Source organism: Pontibacter ummariensis (assembly GCF_900188175.1).
GTDB classification, from domain to species: Bacteria; Bacteroidota; Bacteroidia; order Cytophagales; family Hymenobacteraceae; genus Pontibacter; species Pontibacter ummariensis.
On the sequence record NZ_FZOQ01000012.1, the window covers coordinates 83910 to 102201 of the forward strand.

The window sequence follows — 18292 nt, forward strand, 5'->3', positions numbered from 1 at the left end:
CAGCCCTAATTGGTTTAGCGGCGGCAGGTTTTGTGGGATTATAATAAGAAGAAGGAGCCAGGCACCCCGCTAGGGCGACACGTCTTGCTCCTCCTTCTTTTCTTCAATCACCTTGGCGAGTGCGGGGCTGGTAGGCTTGTAGGACCGGGCATGCAGGGCAACCTCCTGTTTCTTCTTAGAGAACCTATAGTAGCCAAAAACAGCCACAACTAAGCCAACAGGAATAAACGTAAGGCCTACCCCGATATAAAAAGGATCCTCCTCAAATACCTTGATAAAAGTGAGGCCTGCCAGGACCATCGCCATGGCCGTACGGGCGTAGGCCAGAAAGGTCCGTTCATTAGCCATTTTGGTCCGTTCCATGGCCAGGTTGTCCCTTATTTCCAGGTTGTGCCTTTCCTGTAGCTTTAACTTTTTCTTTAACCTTTTTCGTGCCCTTTTGGCTAGCATTGCTCTAATACCCATGCAAAAGTGTACGAAAAGGCGGAGGGGAAAGATAAAGGGCCCCGGAAGGCTTCCGCTTACTGTACCTGCAGAATTCTTGCCCAGCAAGCTGGTACCTCGCCTACATGCACCTGCCCATTCTGAACAGTGAACTGTTGCTGTGGCTCCAGCAGGTCGATCAGCGTATGCCCGTCAGGCACGTCTACCTTTAAAGAAAGACGGGCCGGCGAGCTGGCGGCATTCACTACGATCACAAGGTACTCTTGCTCAGTGCGCCGGGCAAAGGCAAGTTGCTCGTGCGCCACGTGCACCTGCTGATAGCTGCCATACCTTAGGGCGGCGTGCTCCTTCCGGATTTTCGCCAGGCGGCTGATCGTGTCTGGCAGCGCCGGGTGAGGTGCCTGCCCCACAGCTTCCGGGCTGATCAGCTTTGGACGCAGCGGCGCATCACTGCCGGGGAGTTTGGTACCCCTGATTCCCCATTCACTACCGTAGTAAACGGAGGGCACACCGGGCATGGTAAAGAGCAGCACGTGTAGGGGGTACAGATGGGCAGGGTTTTGTAAGGTGCTCGCAATGCGGTTTACGTCGTGGTTATCGGCAAAAGAGTAGAGGTTAAGATGCTTGTAAATACCATGCTCCCCGAATAGCCGGTTAAGGGAGTAGGCAAGTTCAAAGTAGTTCTTGTCGTTGTGGCTCGAGTAGAGGCCTTTGTAGCACTCATAGTTGGTTGTGGCGTCGAGGGTGTCGGCGTTTGCCCAGCGCCGGTAGTCGCCATGGATCACCTCGCCTAGCAACCAGAAGTCAGCACGAAGCCCGCGGCAGAAGCTTGCCATATCGCGGAGGAAGGCCAGGTCCATCACATCGGCGGCATCTAAGCGCAGGCCGTCTATATGAAACTCTTCCACCCACTGCTGGATGGCAGCAAAGAGGTGTGCACGTACCTCAGCGTGGTGCAGGTTAAGCTTTACCAGGTTATAGTGGCCGTTCCAGCCGTCGTAAGCAAACTTGTCTCCGTAGGGGCCACTGCGGCTAAAGTCTACCCCCGAGAACCAGTCGCGGTAGGGTGAATCCTGGCCTTTAGCCAGCAGATCGCGGAAAGCCCAGAAGTCCCGCCCTACGTGGTTAAAAACACCATCCAGAATTACGCGGATGCCGTTGGCGTGCAGTTCGGCAGTGAGCTTCTGCAATGTTGCGTTGGTCCCCAGCCTACGGTCTACGGTGAAGTAGTCAGTAGTGTCATAGCCATGCGTGCCGGATTCGAACACAGGCCCGAGGTAAAGGGCGTTACAGCCCAAATGCTTTAGGTGCTTGACCCAGTTATGAACAGCCTCTAAGCGAGGCATTGCCGGCGAAGTGAAATCGTTTTGAGCGGGCGCACCACACAAACCCAGCGGATAGATGTGGTAGAAAACTGCCTCTGACGCCCAAGAAGAAAGGGAATAAAAACTCATTTACGTTTCTTGACAATATTGTACATACCGTTCGGTATACAAAATAGAGCACGAAAGCGTTCCTTAAGTCTTAAGAGTAAATACCGTAGGAGAACTGCTGCAGGGCCTTCTTTACGGTTTCAGCATTCAGCGCCAGTTGGTGGTGCTGGGCCTGCACAATGTAAGTGTTGATCATGCCCAGGAAAGTTGCGGCGTACACCTGATGGCGGCCGCGCATGTTGCCGTGGTCCCTGGCTGCCTGCTGAAACATTTGCTCCAGCAGTTGGTGCTGTGCCCTGATCGTGGGAAGGATGACTTGGGCGGCCTCATTTTCGGGGTTGCCATACCAGGCGGCCAGGTGCATCTGGTACAATGTAGGCTGGCGCACAGCGAACTGAAAGTAACTTTCCACGACCCGCTGCATGGTCAGCGGTAAGTCTCCGGCGTAGCTGGCAGCCCGGCTAAGCGTAGCCAGGAAAGGGGCAAACTGCTCTTGCATGAGTGCCTCGAGTACCCCCCGCTTGTTGCCAAAGTAATGGTAAAGGGTCGGCTTTTTGATGCCTGCTGTTTCCACTATCTGCTGTACTCCCACGGCGTCGTAGCCTTTGGCAGCAAACAAGCTGAGCGAGCAGTGCAAGATGGTGGAGCGGTTATCAGACATTAGGCGTGTACTATTACGATGTCCATGTTCAGGTACGTTAAAAATAAAGCTTTTTCAGGTCTTTTGCTGCTTAACAAAAAAAGCAGGCCATTGCTGTACCTGCTTTTGTATTGGAGAAACTGTAGGTAATTAAAAGTTTGGAGACAGCAGGTATTTGCTGTAGAAGTCATCTATGATCTTGACGGCTTCTGTAGGGTCATCCACGATGTGCACCAGGTCCAGGTCCTCCGGACTAATGTTGCTTTCCATCTGTAGCATCACGTCATCTACCCACTTCATCAGGCCTTCCCAGTAAGACCGGCCCACCAGCACGATCGGGAAAGCACCGATTTTCTTTGTCTGGATCAGGGTGATCGCCTCAAATAGCTCGTCCAGCGTGCCGAAGCCGCCCGGCATCACAATAAAGCCCTGGGCATATTTCACAAACATCACCTTGCGCACAAAGAAGTAGTCGAAGTTGATGAGCTTGTCAGAGTCGATGTAGATGTTGTTGAACTGCTCGAAAGGCAGTTGGATGTTCAGGCCAACAGACTTACCGCCTTCGGAATGGGCACCTTTGTTACCGGCCTCCATAATGCCCGGGCCACCGCCAGTGATCACGCCATAGCCATGGCGCACCAGCTTGGCAGCAATTTCCTCGGCCATGATATAGTACTTGTTGTCTGACTTGGTACGGGCCGACCCGAAAATAGACACGCAGGGACCGATCTTGGCCAGTTTCTCAAAGCCCTCTACAAACTCAGACATTACCTTGAATATTTGCCAGGAGTCAGCAATCTTGATCTCGTTCCAGTCTTTGTCTACAAAAGCCTGGCGTATTCTTTTGTCTTCTTCTGAGGCAGGCACCGCGGTTGACTGTCCGCTTTCGCGCAGGTCTGTCACCGACCTGGCCTTGTTATCGTTTACATCCGGCTTTAGGATTGTTTGCCCACTACCCGAGTTAGTCGTCTCTCTATGTAATTTCGTTTTACTTTCTTTTCTAAGCTTCGTCATATTCTTTCTTCTCATCTTCTTCGGGGCAGCGCCCCTGATGCCAGCCCGGCATCATCATCTAAAACATAAAAACAGTGCTAACAGCATAAGGGTTACACTGCAAGCGCCGAAGGGGTAATTAACTCGTTTATTTGGAGCGGATAGCAATTACGGGGTCCAGGTTAGAGGCCAGAACAGCGGGAATGATCCCGGACAGCATACCTATCACGGCCGATACGCCGAGGCCCAGTATAATGTTGCCTACCGAGAGGGTAACCTTCATCATGTCTTGCGGGATAAGCGTGAGCAGGAAGACGAGCAGTATACCGATGCCGCCCCCTAACAGGCTGAGGAACACGGATTCAAACAGGAACTGGAACAAAATAAAATAATTCTTAGCCCCCAGTGACTTTTGTATGCCAATGATGTTGGTCCGCTCCTTAACGGACACAAACATGATGTTCGCGATGCCGAAGCCCCCGACCAGTATGGCAAAGCTCCCGATCACCCATCCGGCAAGCCCTACTACCTCAAAAAAGCCCCCCACGGCCTGCCGGATCATCTCAGGCCGGTTCAAGGCAAAGTTATCTTCGTCGCGGGGCCTCAGGCCACGGACATTGCGCATCAGGCCCTGTATCTCATACTCCAGTTCCAGCAAGCCAAGGTCATCTTCACGTCCTTTCACGGCAATGGTAGAGCCAATCCCATCGGGGCCTACATCAAACATCTTGGCGAAGGCGCCATACGGCACCACGCCCATCTGATCAAAGTTGGGTGCGCCGAACATGTTTTCACCCTGCTTTTCCATCACACCTATTACGGTAAACTTTTGTCCTGCCACCTTAACTTCTCCTCCCAGGGCATTTGTGTGTGGGAATAGCGTGTTGGCTACCTCATGCCCGATAATGATCACATTACGGGCCGCGTCAATTTCCTGCGGAACAAAATAACGGCCTTGCTCAACCGGGATCTCTGTTACCTTGTTGTAGTCATACGAAATGCCGATCAGGCCCGCGTTCGAATAGCTGTTATTGCCCTGCTTAAAGGTGTTGTTCCCTTTGTCAACGAAGATAGCGGTACCGGCGTCGTTGGTTAGGTTGCGTTCCAGCGTGCGAAACTCGCGCACGTTCGGTTGCGGCCACTGCATGTACTTCCACCAGGGGCGGTCACCCTCAAAAGTCCAGGGCCACTTCTGCACGTAGATTACCTTATCCCCGATAAAGCTCATGCTGTCGCGCACGTTCCGCTCCAGCGAATCGACCAGCGTGAAAACAGATATGATGGCGAAGATACCGATCGTAACGCCTAGCAGGGAGAGGAAGGTACGCAGCAGGTTGGCACGCAGGGCCTGCCAGGCAAACCGAAAACTTTCTGCTATCAGGCGCAAGTAAATCATAGTTTTCTTCGGGTTTTAGGATAGGGAGCTGAAGTAATTTTCTTAAAAGTAAGCATATTTCGGGCAAACTGCGTAAATTTGCGGCTTGATTTTTTGTTTTTTAGTGGCGGATGCTTATGAACCTCAGCCCGCGATTTATCTGTTATCGCAGCAGAGGATATCCCTCGAATACAAATACCGTAATATTTGACTTATGAAGTTATCAGAATTTAAGTTTGACCTACCAGAGAACCTACTTGCCACCCATCCTACCGAGAACCGCGACGAATCCCGCATGATGGTGCTCCACCGTGACAGTGGCAAGATAGAGCACCGCATTTTCAAAGACGTTCTCGAGTACTTTGACGATGGCGATGTGATGGTAGTGAATGATACCAAGGTGTTTCCTGCCCGCCTGTACGGTAACAAGGAGAAGACCGGCGCTAAGATCGAAGTGTTCCTGCTGCGCGAGCTCAACAAGGACATCCACCTGTGGGACGTGCTGGTAGACCCGGCCCGTAAGATACGCGTGGGTAATAAGCTGTACTTCGGCGAAAGCGACCTGGTGGCCGAGGTAATAGACAACACCACTTCCCGTGGCCGTACCATTAAGTTTTTGTTCGATGGGCCGGATGAGGAGTTTTACAAAATGATCAATGACTTAGGGGAGACTCCGCTGCCCAAGTACATCAAGCGCGAGGCCGAGCCGGAAGACCGCGAGCGTTACCAGACGGTGTATGCCAAAAATGTAGGTGCCGTGGCAGCCCCAACGGCAGGTCTGCACTTTACGAAAGAGGTACTGAAGCGCCTGGAGATCAAAGGTGTGGATGTTGCCCCTCTGACGCTGCACGTAGGCCTTGGCACCTTCCGCCCAGTAGACGTGGAAGACCTGACAAAGCACAAGATGGACTCTGAGAACTTTATGGTGCCTTCTACTACAGCGGAAATGGTAAACAAAGCCTTGGATAGCAAGAAGCGTGTGTGTGCCATTGGTACGACTACGATGCGTGCACTGGAGTCATCCGTATCTGCTAGCAGCCGTCTTAAGCCAAACGAGGGTTGGACAGACCGTTTCATCTTCCCTCCTTACGATTTTAAGATCGCGAACAGCTTGATCACCAACTTCCACATGCCGGAAAGCACCCTGTTAATGATGGCAGCCGCTTTCGGTGGGTATGACCTGGTGATGAAAGCCTACGAGGAGGCCGTAAAAGAAAAGTACCGCTTCTTCAGCTACGGCGATGTGATGCTGATCCTGTAGCGTTTTGAAAGATATTGAGAGTAAGAGAGCCCCGGTTGTTTTGAACCGGGGCTTTTTTCTGCCCTTTACGCTTACCGGAAGCATAGTTCTTAGCCGCTATTAGCAGAAACTGGTGGCTTATCGGGCAAAGAGCAGTAAGGTTACCTGAAAAAGTTATCTTTGCAGCCATGGCAACAGTACCCGAATATGCAATTATTGTAGCAGGTGGCAGCGGTAGCCGCATGCAGCAGGAGCTTCCGAAGCAGTTTATCGAGGTGGCCGGCAAGCCGATTCTGATGCACACGATAGAGCGGTTCTATGCTTATAACCCGGAGGTGCGCCTGATAGTCGTACTACCCCAGCAGCAGTTGAGCGTGTGGCGGGACTTATGCCGGAAGCACGACTTTAAGCTGTTCCACATGACGGTGCCCGGTGGCAGTACGCGTTTCGGTTCTGTAAAGAATGGCCTGGATGCAGTGCAGGGCGAAGCCTTGGTAGCGGTACACGATGGTGTGCGCCCCTTTATAGATGTAGCTACCATCAGAGCTGCTTTTGAGGCTGCCAGCGTGCATGGAAATGCCGTTGTAGCCGTATCCCCAAAAGACTCTATCCGGGAGCTGACGCCGGAGGGGAGCCAGGCAGTGCCGCGGGACCGGTACAAGCTGGTGCAGACGCCACAGTGCTTTAAAGCCAATATCCTGAAGCGCGCCTATGAGCAGCCGGAAGAGGAGTATTTTACAGACGATGCCTCCGTTGTGGAGCAGACGGGGGAGAAAATAGTACTGGTAGAAGGCAGCTACCGGAACATCAAGATAACGACCCCCGAGGATTTGATTCTTGCTGAGGCCTTTGCCAGGTAGGAGTTAGAGGGGGTGAATTAAATGTGTCCTGCCACTGCTAAGAGCGAGTCTGGAGACGCGTGTCCACTACACGTTACCGGCCAGATGCCAGCGCCAGTTTTTTTTAAGCTCTTGTAAGTCCCTGCTATAGATGGGAATGGGAGCCTGGGAGCCCTTTGTGTAAGGACTTTGTGTCCTTACTCTTTGCCAACTTACACCACTGGCTGCCGGCCGGCTTCCAGGAAGGCCTGGTTCTGCTGTACGGTCTCGGGTGTAATAGGCTCTAAAGTAGGATTGGACTTCGATAGGTTAAGCAGGTAGCCCTGCATGGGCGTCAGGTTATTCAGGTCGTGCGTAATGCACAGTACTGTCTTCCCATACTGTGTGACCCAGCTTTGTAGCAAGCCGAACACCTTGTTCTTATAGTAGACGTCCAGTTGCTGTGTGGGTTCATCGAGCAAATTAATGTTGGCGTCCTGCAGCATGAGCTGGGCCAGCCAGACCAGTTGTTGTTCGCCGCCAGAGAGGGTGGTGAAATCCTGATGCGTTAAGTGCGCTAGCTGTAGCTCTTCCAGGGTTTGGTCTGCCTGCTTATAGTCTGTCGTACTGTAGTTTTCAAAGAAACGCTTTTTCCGGAAAAGGCCCATGACTACCAGGTCCCGCACCTTAATAGGGAAGGTAACCGTGCTTTTCTGAGGGAGATAGGAGAGGAGGCCCTGCTCGGCCGGGTTGGACAGTTGCTTCAGGTCTTTGCCCTGCACCAGCAGCTGCCCCTGGTAATCTACTTTCTGCAGAAAGGCCTTGAACAGCGTCGACTTGCCGGCGCCATTATGCCCGATAACAGCAATAAACGCAGGAGAGGGGATGGAAAAAGAAAGGTTGCGGATAAGGACTTTTGATCCGTAACCCGCAACCAAGTTTTTTACTTCGATGATCAAGCTTTGCTTAATTATAAATTATGAGTTTTGTGCTACAGAAGGTATTACGAAGGTAAATCCTCCCCAGCCTTACTTCATCCTTCACAATTAATCTTAGTACTCGTCTTCGTTAAACATGAAATCCTCTTTGGTAGGATAGTCAGGCCAGATTTCTTCGATGTTCTCGTAAGGCTGTCCGTCGTCTTCCAGGGCCTGCAGGTTTTCTACAACTTCCATCGGAGCGCCAGAGCGAATAGAAAAGTCGATCAGTTCGTCTTTAGTCGCTGGCCAGGGTGCATCCTCCAGGTATGAAGCTAATTCAAGTGTCCAGTACATAGTATTTTCTCCTTTAACTTATTGGCGTTTTCAATAATTTGCAAAAGTATAAATAAAAGTAAAAACAAAAATTTATCGCGAAAATAAATTGCTTTTTTTATCTGTTTTTACCAAAACAACGCAAACAGAACACAAATGTTCAAAACCGGCTTGAAAATTTTGCCTGTTTTTTATGTCTCCATAACAGCAGTTGCAGGAATGATGCCACAACCGCTTTGTACAAGCAAAAAGTGCCTGTAGGCACTCCTACAGGCACTTTTTTTATAACAGGGGCTTCCCTTGTATATGCTCTTTAAAAGAACAGGCTTTTATTTTGAGATGGCGCTCAGCTGGCTTCGGAACATATCAATCAGCTCGTTCTTCGTGTTGATCTTGCGGTTGAAGTTCCTGATCTTACCTTGCAGCATGTTTCGGAAAGAGTCATTGCCCGGTGTATCGCTTAGCTTGCCGAGGTTATTTTCCAATACTTCCAGCTCGTTCTTGTCCGACTTGATGAAGTCCTTCAGGGCATTGATGCGAGCCTGCAGGCCATCTGTCTCAGATGGCTTCTCGTTGGCGGCTTGCTGGCGCTTGCGGATGTAGTGCTCCAGGCTGCTCATCTCAAACACCTTGTCGCAGGCCTTGATAAAGCGCTCCCACACTGCGTCAGACACCTCGTGGCGCACAGGGCCCACTTTCTTCCACTCGGCCTGAAGCTCCTTGGCGCGCTTTACGGCTTCGCCCAAGCTGTGCCGCTGTAGCAACTGCTCGGCTTCGCTCACCAGCTCCTGCTTGCGGGCATAGTTGGTTTCGTAGAACTTCTCCCGCGACTCTGCTTTCTCGTTATTGATCTTTTTCTTCAGGCGCTCGAAGAAATGGTTGTTTGCCTTCCGGAAGTCGCCCCACAGCTTGGTCATCGTTTTGCGAGGCAGGCTGCCGCCGATCTCTTTCCACTGGTTCTGCAGTTCCTTTAGCCTGGCAGTCGTGCTCTCCCACTCTTCGGAGTTCTGCAGGGAATATGCCTGCTGGATGAGCTCTTTGTATCTTTCGTAGGTGCGGTTCTGCATCCGCTTCTTATCCTCGAAGAAGTTCTTCTTGCGCTCAAAAAACATTTCTACGGCCGCTTTAAAGCGTTCCTCGATCTCGTCGGTTAGCTCTTTCTCTACTGGTCCGGTCTTGATCCAGGTGGCACGCAACTCTTTCAGCTTGTCTGTCGTGGCCTGCCAGTCGATGCTGTCGCTCAAAGCCTCTGCTTCCTGCGTAAGCCCTACTTTTATGCTCAGGTTCTTCTCACGGTTCTGCTTGATCGTCTCGTTGATCTCTTCCTCTGCCTTGCTGAGCGTATGGTAGATCTCCTCAAAGTCGCCGAGCGCATCGTAATTGCCTACCTGCTCTTTCATGTGCAGTACTTTCATCAGAAAGGAGCCTTTGTTTTCAGAAGTGGCAATGCGTTCCAGCAGGTTACTCACCTTGCCCTGGAACATCTCGAAGCGTTTCGCGAAGTAGACCAGCGAGTCGTCCTCAGTCTCTTTCACTTCTCCCACTTGTCGGGCCGGGTAGTTCATAAAGGGCTTCAGCCACACCTGCTGCTCCTGAATAAAGCCATATTTCTTGGCTTCTTCCAATAGATCGTTGTTTTCCATTTTACTGGATCGGGTTATGGGTCGTAAAAATAGGGTTAGGCGACATGTTTAGACTAACCCTAGCATACGCAGGTTGCTCTGCAGCGTTTGCCTGTTTTAAAGGTGCCTTTCAGCTTGCTGCCTCGAATACAACTGGTGCTAAGGTAAGTCGGTGCCCGCTTTGCCCATACAGTTTTTTTACAAGTTTAATGATTCATCCCAATATTGCGAAGCGTAAAGACATGAAATTTTACGATATTTGTAATTCCTTAAGAAATAATAATCAAGCGGATAGAAAAGACACTTGTGGCTGTTGAGGACGTAAGGTATTGCTATCGCTGGTGATAAAAATATAAGCATAACACTATAAATTACAGCATGAGTAACGAAACGATTATTTTCTCGATGGCTGGGGTAAGCAAGATCTACCCGCCAAAGAAACAAGTGCTTAAAAATATTTACCTGTCGTTCTTTTACGGTGCCAAGATCGGCGTGCTCGGCCTGAACGGTTCCGGTAAGTCCAGCCTGCTCAAGATCATCGCAGGCGTGGACAAAGAATACCAGGGAGAGGTGGTGTGGTCTCCGGGCTACACGGTGGGCTACCTGGAGCAGGAACCGCAACTGGACCCAACCAAGACGGTGCGCGAGGTCGTGGAAGAGGGCGTGAGCGAAGTGGTGAACCTGTTGAAGGAGTTTGACGAGATCAACATGAAGTTTGCCGAGGAGATGACCGACGATGAGATGAACAAGCTCATCGAGCGCCAGGGCGAGGTGCAGGAGCGCCTGGACCAACTGAACGCCTGGGAACTGGACAACCGCCTGGAGCGCGCCATGGACGCCCTGCGCACGCCTCCGGAGGATGCCAAAATAGAGAACTTGTCGGGTGGTGAGAAGCGCCGTGTGGCCCTCTGCCGCCTGCTGTTACAGGAGCCGGACGTGCTGTTGCTGGACGAGCCTACCAACCACCTGGACGCGGAGTCGGTGGACTGGCTGGAGCAGCACCTGCAGCAGTATAAAGGCACTGTGATCGCCGTTACCCACGACCGTTACTTCCTGGATAACGTGGCCGGCTGGATTCTGGAGCTGGACCGTGGCGAAGGTATTCCGTGGAAGGGTAACTACAGCAGCTGGCTAGAGCAGAAGGCCAACCGCCTGGCACAGGAAGAGAAGTCAGAGAGCAAGCGCCAGAAGACCCTGCAGCGCGAGCTGGAGTGGGTGAAAATGGCCCCGAAAGCGCGCCATGCCAAGTCCAAGGCACGTCTGAGCCAGTATGATAAGCTGGCCGGCGAAGAGGCCTCTCAGAAAGAAGAAAAACTGGAACTGTTCATACCGGACGGTCCGCGCCTGGGCTCTCAGGTCATTGAGGTAAACCACGTGAGCAAGGCCTACGGCGATAAACTGCTGTTCGAGGATCTGAACTTCGCACTGCCACAGGGCGGTATTGTGGGGGTAATCGGACCAAACGGTGCTGGTAAAACCACTTTGTTTAAGCTGATTACGGGCCAGGAGAAGCCGGACAACGGTGACTTTACCGTGGGCTCTACCGTGCAGATCTCTTACGTAGACCAGGAGCACACCCAACTGGACCCGAACAAGTCGGTATTTGAGGTGATCTCGGGAGGTACGGAACACATGATGATGGCTGGCCGCCAGGTGGTATCCCGTGCTTACGTGAGCAAGTTTAACTTCTCGGGCGGTGACCAGGAGAAGAAAGTAGACAAGCTATCAGGTGGTGAGCGTAACCGCGTGCACTTGGCCATGACGCTGAAAGAGGGCGGTAACTTGCTGTTACTCGACGAACCGACCAACGACCTGGATGTAAACGCCATCCGTGCGCTGGAAGACGCGTTGGAGAATTTTGCCGGTTGCGCCGTGATCATCTCGCACGACCGTTGGTTCCTAGACCGTATCTGTACGCACATCCTTGCCTTTGAGGGTGACTCGCAGGTGTACTGGTTCGAGGGAAATTACACCGAGTACGAGGAGAACAAGAAGAAGCGCCTGGGTGACGCAGAGCCGCAGCGGATCCGCTATAAGAAACTGGTGTAACAAGTAGAAATTGAACTGTGAAAAGGGGTAATCGTCAGGTTACCCCTTTTTTGTTAGATACCTGCAAAGCTTCCGGAGAATATAGAAGGAAGGGCACACAGAGTAAGGCGCTACCTTAGCGTATCTGCCGATAAGAAAGCCAAAGGCTTCTTGCTTGTGTTTGCTCTGGCTATGTGCTTGTTGTAACACAGGGCAAGCGGCTAAATCCCGGGCTTTCATTTGTACTGTTATCCTGTAAAGCACCGTTGAAACTGGCGTCGGGCGGATAGGCAAGGAAAGTGGCCGACCTTCTTGCTTGCAGGCAGTCCGGCCTCTTAAAAAAGTGATTTTATATCTCATTTTCTTAACCTGAAATTGCATCGCTTACGTAAACTAATATATAAGACAGCCAGAGGTTTAAGTGATTTTTTAACTTTAAACGGATGTCAGCTATGAAAAAAGTTTACTCCAACAGCGATGCAATTGCCTATTGGCTGATTGCAGGCTATTTTACAGTTGTCGGTACTATTGCTCTAATAGTGTCTTAACATATCGTTAACTTCTAAAAACAAGAAGGCCACACTGAAAGTGCGGCCTTTTGCTTGCTGTGCAATAGCACTGTTATTACTGAGCCACTTTGCTGAACTGCAGCTCATCGAAATGGAAATCCGGGTTATCGGAGTCCAGACGCATGGCCGCTATAGCGCCGTCTTCTCCTATCAGGAAGCGAACGTTGGTTGGGTGAAGCAGGGCATAATCATTCTTCCAATCCAGGTTAAAAATATCATGCTGCAAGTGGTGGAGCGTGCCGCCCAGGGTAGGGGCTGGTTCTAACTGTAGTTCCAGCTTTCCGTCCTTTAACTTAACGGTCGCATTACCATAAAGCTCGCTGTGGTACGTGCCGGTATAAGCGGCTAAATCCATCGTCGGTTTGCTTTTGCGCGGCTTCTTTTCTTTTATGACTTTGACTGCGGCGGCCTCATCCGCCTTCTGAGCGGCAGCCTTGGCATCCAGGGCCAACTGGCTCCAGTCACGTCCACTCTCGATGCCTAGGAACTGGTCTATAGTGTAACTTGCGATGGGGCTCATGATGCTGCTCATGCTGTTGGTCAGGATCACGATCCCCAGGTTTTCTTCCGGTACCAGTACGGTACGGCTGTTCATGCCCTCATGGCCACCACCATGGTAGACCAGCTTGCGCCCTTGGTAATCGCTCAGGAACCAGCCCAGGCCTGTTCCAGTAAAGTGTGTGGAGGGGTTAAGCTCCTCCGACTGTTTTGAAACAGGGAAGGGATTGTGCAGCGTCCACATGTTGCGGCTGGCATCCTCGCTGAAGACTTGCTTGCCCTTGTAAGTGCCTCTGTTCAACTGCAGGCGGAGCCATTGGGCATCCTGGTTTACGCTGGTAAAGATACCGGCTGCCGGGTTCCAACTGTCCCATGCCGTGAGGGTGGTGGCATAAGGCTTGCCGTGCTCGTCGAAACCATGTGGAGACGCTACATTCTGCACACCTTTCAGGTCGTTTACGGACGTGTAGGTGCGCTCCATGCCGAGTGGCTGCAGGAAGGTCTCCTGTATGTAGTTCTCCCACGATTTGCCCGTTACTTTCTCGATCACTTCGCCCGCCACTATGTACATCAGGTTAGAGTAGCCGTAGCCATCCCGAAAGCCATAAGTCGGCTCCAGGTAGCGCATGCGCTCAATAATCTCGGGGCGGCTGTACGTGGTATTGTACCAGAGCAAGTCCCCGCTGAAGGTCTTATAGCCTGCCCTGTGCGATAAAAGGTCTTCTATGGTCAGGTTTTCGGTAACATAAGGGCTGTACAACTGCAGAGAGGGAACATACTGCTTCACTTTGTCTTTCCAGCTGATTTTACCCTGGTCTACCAAGGTGGCCAGGGCAGCGGCTGTATAGGCCTTGGTATTAGAGGCGATGCCAAACAGGGTGTTGGCATCTACTTCGCCCCCTGCTTTGTTGTGGCGTACGCCGTATCCTTTTGAGAAGATGATGGAATCGTCCTTTACAATGGCAATGGCCATGCCGGGCACGTCCCAGTCTTTTAGCGCCTTTTGGTAGTAAGCGTCCAGCTTGTTCAGGTCTACCTTATGCCCGGACTGGGCCCAAGCAGGAGCCTGCACTAACAGGGCTACCAACAGGAGCAGTACGCGAAGCCGCGTAAAGTATGGTGTTAGGGTGGTCATTTGGAGTTTGGGATTTATATGATTTAGCAAGTTACAGAATTTTGAACTGGCGGCGAAGCCATTCTGGTGTTGGTCGGCTGTACGAAGCATAGCCCGTGAACTAGTCCCTGCCTTCCTCCCGTGGTAGGTGCGGGCCTGTTTCATAGGCCTTCTTTTCCATCTCGAGACGCAACTTTTCCGCTGCGGACAACTCCTTCCCTAAGGTGCGCAAATCGGGTTGGCCAGCATCCACCCAGGCCGTATACCAGTAACTGGCGATGGTGTGTATGGCCAAGCGCATCTGCCGTTCCACCTGCCCGTTTAGTTTATTATTATAAGCTTTTGCAAAAGCGCGGGAATATACGCGGGTAGTCAGGTTATTGCGCACTTCAAAGCTATACTTCTTTTCTTCCTCCATCTCCTGGCTAAGCTGCTTTTCGAAAAGGAGTACAGAATCCAGGGCCAGGTGTGCGCTGGTAACCAAATCCCATGCCTTTAACTGAGGATGTCCGATGTACTGTGCCTGCCCTACAAAAAAGTCGAAGGTATCAGAAAACAACTCGGGCAGGCGCGTTTCCCAAAAGCCATGGATTCCTCGCTGCCCCGTCAGCTGTCCGTTGTAGTTCTGGGTGGTATGCAGTGGAACGCAGGCATCTGCCACATAGTGTCCCAGGTCTGCGCTAAGGCGTAGAATGCGGTCCAGGTTTCGGTTCTTAAAAGCCTGTGTTAGCTGGTACTTCGTCTGGTGAATGTGCCATGGCACAATACCATAAGCCTGCAGCGTGTCCTCACTGTATCTTTCCACGGCCTGTTGCCACAGGCGTGGCATTCTGTATAGGGCACTGTCGCCGTACACGTCCAGGTCTATGTAGTGTCGGGCTGCCTCGCCTTCTACCACATAGCGGCGCTTGTCGGGGTTAACAGCGTTTTCTGTAATGTAGCGGATATGCCTCTTGTAGAACCCTATCATCTCGGGCGGGAGGGCAAATACTGCTAGCCGGTTAATGCGCTGGTGCGCGAAGAAGCCCCAGGGATAGCCATTCAGGGGAAGTAGCAGGGTAAGAAGTAACAGTACAGCTTTTGTGTTTGGAGCCATGTTGGTACTTACGGAAGTAGTGCAAGTAATGGTTAGTTTTATGCAACTACCAGATGGCCTCGCTTGTCTAATTCCGGGTTTCTCTTATATTTGGCAGGGTGAACGAGTGCGCGTTGGGGTACAGCTAATTTATATATGAACAGAGACAACCTATCCGTAAGAGAGCTGCAGGAGCAGGACATTACTCCTATTACCCGTTACTGGCTAAGCGCTGATAGTACTTACCTGAAAGGAATGGGTGCCGACATAAACAAGATGCCTACAGAAGACGAGTGGGCTGCCATGCTACTAGAGCAGCTGCGCACGCCGATAACGGAAAAGAAATCTTACGGCATAATCTGGGAGGTGGACGGTCAGGCAGTGGGGCATTCGAACGTTAACAAGATTGTTTTCGGGGAAGAGGCCTACATGCACCTGCACCTCTGGAACGCAGGCACAAGGAAACAGGGGAATGGCACAGCGCTTATCAAACTAACACTTCCTTACTTTTTCCATAACTTAAAATTGAAGACGCTGTACTGCGAACCATATGCGTTAAATCCTGCCCCAAACAAGACCCTGGAGAAAGTAGGCTTTGCGTTTGTAGACAGCTATGTGACCACACCGGGCTGGATAAACTTCGAACAGGAGGTGAACCTGTGGAAGCTAAGCTACACTAACTTTGAGAAGATAGCGCAAAGCCAGCAGCGCCAGGAAACGCCACAGCTTTAGGAACAAACCCTTTACAGATGATACGAAACAAACTTTTGCTCTCCGTTGGGCTTTTGCTGCTCACCGGAACCTTGCTACAGGCGCAGCAACTCCCTTTGCTAAAAGTTAGTGCCGACAAGCATTACCTCGTGACAGAAAAGGGAAAGCCTTTTTTCTGGTTAGGGGATACGGCCTGGGAGCTTCTGCACCGCCTAAACCGGGAGGAGACCAGCCTGTACCTGAAAGACAGAGCTGATAAAGGCTTTACAGTGATTCAAGCTGTTGCCCTGGCAGAGTTGGATGGCCTGAACACGCCTAACGCCTACGGAGAGAAGCCTTTGAAGAACAATGACCCTACCCAGCCAAACGAAGCCTATTTTAAGCACGTGGACTACGTGGTGAAAGAGGCGGAGAAACAGGGGCTTTACATTGGGCTACTACCCACTTGGGGCGATAAGTTCAACAAAGCCTGGGGTGTAGGGCCAGAAGTGTTTACCCCTGCCAATGCCGAAAGCTTCGGGGAGTATTTAGGAAAGCGGTACAAAAAGCAAAACAACATCGTCTGGATACTGGGCGGAGACCGATGGCCAGAAGACGAGGAAGATAACCAGATTATCCGGGCCATGGCGCGCGGCATTGCCAAGGCAGATGACAAGCACCTAATAACCTATCACCCATCTGGGGGCAAGAGCGCCACAGACTATTTTCCAAAAGATGCCTGGCTCGATCTGGACATGTTCCAGACAGGCCATGACCGGGATACGAAAGACTATGCCTTCGTCCAGAATAACCGGCAGAAAGAACCTACAAGGCCTGTGATCAACGGCGAGCCCCGCTACGAAGACCATCCGAACCAATTTAAACCTCTGGAAAAGGGCTGGATGGATGATACCGACGTGCGCCAGTCTGCTTACTGGACCATGTTAACTGGTGCTGCCGGATATACCTACGGGAGCCATGATATCTGGCAGATGTGGGACATAAATCGGGACCCCATAAACGGAGCCCGTACGGTATGGCCTGAGGCCATTCACCTGCCGGGCTCCCGCCAGGCTGGTTACATGAAAAAGTTACTGGAGGCCTTCCCCTGGCAGCAAATGAAAAATGACCAATCCGTTATTCTAAATGATAACCCGGAGGATCAGGGACACATGGTGGGCGCGATCTCTGACAAGAAAGACTTTATGATGATCTATACGCCCTTAGGGCAACCCATAAAGGCTGACCTTTCCAGGCTTTCCGGTAAAAAAGCACAAGCCTTCTGGTTTAACCCACGGGACGGACGCAGCAAAAAGATAGGTGTGTTTGACACCACAGAAAAGCCCGAGTTCAAACCCTGGTCAGTGGGGAGGGGCAGTGATTTTGTACTGGTCGTGGCAAACGAGGGGGCCAGTTATCAGCTCCCTTAATAAAGAGATCGTCTCTAAATAAAGAAGGCCTGTTACATAAGCTGTAACAGGCCTTCTTGCTATCATTCGTCTTGTCTTAACGCCTCTTGGCTAAGGCTGGGAACTTCATGCGGTAGTCTGCATCTACCTCCCCTTTTGAGATCTTCGCCAGCTTGTTTTTGATCAGGCGCTTTTTCAAGCCATTTAAATGGTCGGTGAACAGAATGCCTTCGATGTGATCGTACTCGTGCTGGATCACGCGGGCCGTCATGCCATCATAGGTGTCCTCGTGCTCGTTCCAGTCTTCATCGAAGTAACGGATCACGACGCGCTCCGGGCGGTACACCACCTCGCGTACGCCGGGGATGCTCAGGCAGCCTTCCTCAAAGCCCCACTCTTCTCCGTCTTCCTCCACAATCTCCGGGTTAATAAAGGCTTTCTTTACACCCTTGCCTTTGTCCTTGTCGTCCATCATCGGCTCAGAGTCGATCACGAACAGGCGGATGCCTTTGCTGATCTGCGGGGCCGCCAGGCCAACCCCATGGGCATGGTACATGGTGGCAAACATATCCTCGATAAGCTCTTTCAGCTCCGGGTAATCCTGTGCAATATCTTCTGCGGGTTCTTTTAAAACGGGGTCACCGTAAGCGGTAATCGGGTAAATCATATAGCTCTGCTTTCTAAATACGATTGTAAAATAATGGCGGCACTCACTCTGTCTACTGTGCCTTTGTCCTGGCGGTCTTTCTTTTTCAGGCCTCCCGCCAGCATCGCCTGTTGTGCCATCTTGGAGGTGAAACGCTCGTCCACGGCATGCACGGGTATGGCAGGGAACTCCTTCTGCAGTTTACGCATAAAGCCCACCACGTGCTGCGTAGCGTCCGTTGGCTCACCGGAAAGGCGGCGCGGCATGCCCAGCACGATTGCCTCCACCGGCTCACGCTGCACATAAGCCTTCAGGTATGCTAACACATCTTTGGCATGAACGGTTTCTAGCGGGTTGGCAATTAGCTGCAGGGCATCTGTCACTGCCAGACCTACCCGCTTCGTACCATAATCAATTGCCAATATCCTGCCCATAGCGTTCTCTT

General features: G+C 51.6%; 17 protein-coding genes. 5 read left to right on the plus strand and 12 right to left on the minus strand.

Annotated features, from left to right (window positions below; genetic code table 11):
* Nucleotides 1-69: 69 nt before the first annotated feature.
* From CHB92_RS13765 to CHB92_RS13785, 5 genes are all read right to left on the minus strand, one after another.
* A complete protein-coding gene (locus tag CHB92_RS13765) occupies nt 70-450 on the minus strand; it encodes a DUF202 domain-containing protein (RefSeq protein ID WP_179223043.1) in 381 nt (126 codons plus the stop codon).
* 71 nt (nt 451-521) lie between these two features.
* Nucleotides 522-1898: an alpha-amylase family glycosyl hydrolase gene (locus tag CHB92_RS13770; RefSeq protein ID WP_089319797.1), complete on the minus strand. Its 1377-nt coding sequence runs from the start codon at nt 1896-1898 to the stop codon at nt 522-524.
* Nucleotides 1899-1968: 70 nt separating this feature from the next.
* On the minus strand, nt 1969-2538 hold the full coding sequence (locus tag CHB92_RS13775; RefSeq protein ID WP_089319798.1) for a TetR/AcrR family transcriptional regulator: 570 nt from the start codon (nt 2536-2538) through the stop codon (nt 1969-1971).
* A gap of 129 nt (nt 2539-2667) precedes the next feature.
* A complete protein-coding gene (locus CHB92_RS13780) occupies nt 2668-3531 on the minus strand; it encodes an LOG family protein (protein ID WP_089319799.1) in 864 nt (287 codons plus the stop codon).
* A gap of 127 nt (nt 3532-3658) precedes the next feature.
* Nucleotides 3659-4906 (minus strand): ABC transporter permease, encoded by a 1248-nt coding sequence (locus tag CHB92_RS13785; RefSeq protein WP_089319800.1) that lies wholly within the window; start codon nt 4904-4906, stop codon nt 3659-3661.
* A gap of 193 nt (nt 4907-5099) precedes the next feature.
* On the opposite strand from CHB92_RS13785, the gene queA reads away from it, so the two are divergent.
* Complete coding sequence (queA, locus tag CHB92_RS13790; RefSeq protein WP_089319801.1) at nt 5100-6146, plus strand: tRNA preQ1(34) S-adenosylmethionine ribosyltransferase-isomerase QueA; 1047 nt, start codon at nt 5100-5102, stop codon at nt 6144-6146.
* A 167-nt stretch (nt 6147-6313) separates the two neighbouring features.
* Complete coding sequence (locus CHB92_RS13795) at nt 6314-6985, plus strand: 2-C-methyl-D-erythritol 4-phosphate cytidylyltransferase (protein WP_089319802.1); 672 nt, start codon at nt 6314-6316, stop codon at nt 6983-6985.
* Nucleotides 6986-7176: 191 nt separating this feature from the next.
* Here CHB92_RS13795 and CHB92_RS13800 read toward each other — a convergent pair whose 3' ends face one another.
* The 3 genes from CHB92_RS13800 to CHB92_RS13810 all read right to left on the minus strand — a co-directional run bounded on the left by CHB92_RS13800 (nt 7177) and on the right by CHB92_RS13810 (nt 9839).
* Entirely contained in the window at nt 7177-7902 is a 726-nt protein-coding gene (locus tag CHB92_RS13800) for an ABC transporter ATP-binding protein (protein WP_089319803.1), read from the minus strand.
* 93 nt (nt 7903-7995) lie between these two features.
* A complete protein-coding gene (locus CHB92_RS13805; RefSeq protein WP_025608825.1) occupies nt 7996-8217 on the minus strand; it encodes a DUF2795 domain-containing protein in 222 nt (73 codons plus the stop codon).
* A gap of 308 nt (nt 8218-8525) precedes the next feature.
* Nucleotides 8526-9839, minus strand: coding sequence for a DUF349 domain-containing protein (locus CHB92_RS13810; protein WP_089319804.1), 1314 nt, complete (start codon nt 9837-9839; stop codon nt 8526-8528).
* A 357-nt stretch (nt 9840-10196) separates the two neighbouring features.
* On the opposite strand from CHB92_RS13810, the gene ettA reads away from it, so the two are divergent.
* On the plus strand, nt 10197-11867 hold the full coding sequence (gene ettA, locus CHB92_RS13815) for an energy-dependent translational throttle protein EttA (RefSeq protein ID WP_089319805.1): 1671 nt from the start codon (nt 10197-10199) through the stop codon (nt 11865-11867).
* Nucleotides 11868-12470: 603 nt separating this feature from the next.
* Here ettA and CHB92_RS13825 read toward each other — a convergent pair.
* Together CHB92_RS13825 and CHB92_RS13830 are read right to left on the minus strand one after the other, a co-directional pair.
* Nucleotides 12471-14048: a serine hydrolase gene (locus tag CHB92_RS13825; RefSeq protein ID WP_089319807.1), complete on the minus strand. Its 1578-nt coding sequence runs from the start codon at nt 14046-14048 to the stop codon at nt 12471-12473.
* Between the two features lie 100 nt (nt 14049-14148).
* Nucleotides 14149-15123: a zinc dependent phospholipase C family protein gene (locus CHB92_RS13830; RefSeq protein WP_089319808.1), complete on the minus strand. Its 975-nt coding sequence runs from the start codon at nt 15121-15123 to the stop codon at nt 14149-14151.
* 135 nt (nt 15124-15258) lie between these two features.
* On the opposite strand from CHB92_RS13830, the gene CHB92_RS13835 reads away from it, so the two are divergent.
* Both CHB92_RS13835 and CHB92_RS13840 read left to right on the plus strand, forming a co-directional pair.
* The gene (locus CHB92_RS13835; RefSeq protein WP_089319809.1) at nt 15259-15834 is read left to right on the plus strand and encodes a GNAT family N-acetyltransferase; all 576 of its coding nucleotides are present in this window, start codon (nt 15259-15261) and stop codon (nt 15832-15834) included.
* Between the two features lie 17 nt (nt 15835-15851).
* Nucleotides 15852-17222, plus strand: coding sequence for a glycoside hydrolase family 140 protein (locus tag CHB92_RS13840; RefSeq protein WP_089319810.1), 1371 nt, complete (start codon nt 15852-15854; stop codon nt 17220-17222).
* A 76-nt stretch (nt 17223-17298) separates the two neighbouring features.
* On the opposite strand, the gene def is transcribed toward CHB92_RS13840, so the two are convergent.
* Together def and ruvX are read right to left on the minus strand one after the other, a co-directional pair.
* Entirely contained in the window at nt 17299-17868 is a 570-nt protein-coding gene (gene def, locus CHB92_RS13845; protein WP_089319811.1) for a peptide deformylase, read from the minus strand.
* Nucleotides 17865-18281: a Holliday junction resolvase RuvX gene (ruvX, locus tag CHB92_RS13850; protein WP_089319812.1), complete on the minus strand. Its 417-nt coding sequence runs from the start codon at nt 18279-18281 to the stop codon at nt 17865-17867. The genes def and ruvX overlap by 4 nt, the downstream gene beginning before the upstream one ends.
* Nucleotides 18282-18292 lie beyond the last annotated feature (11 nt).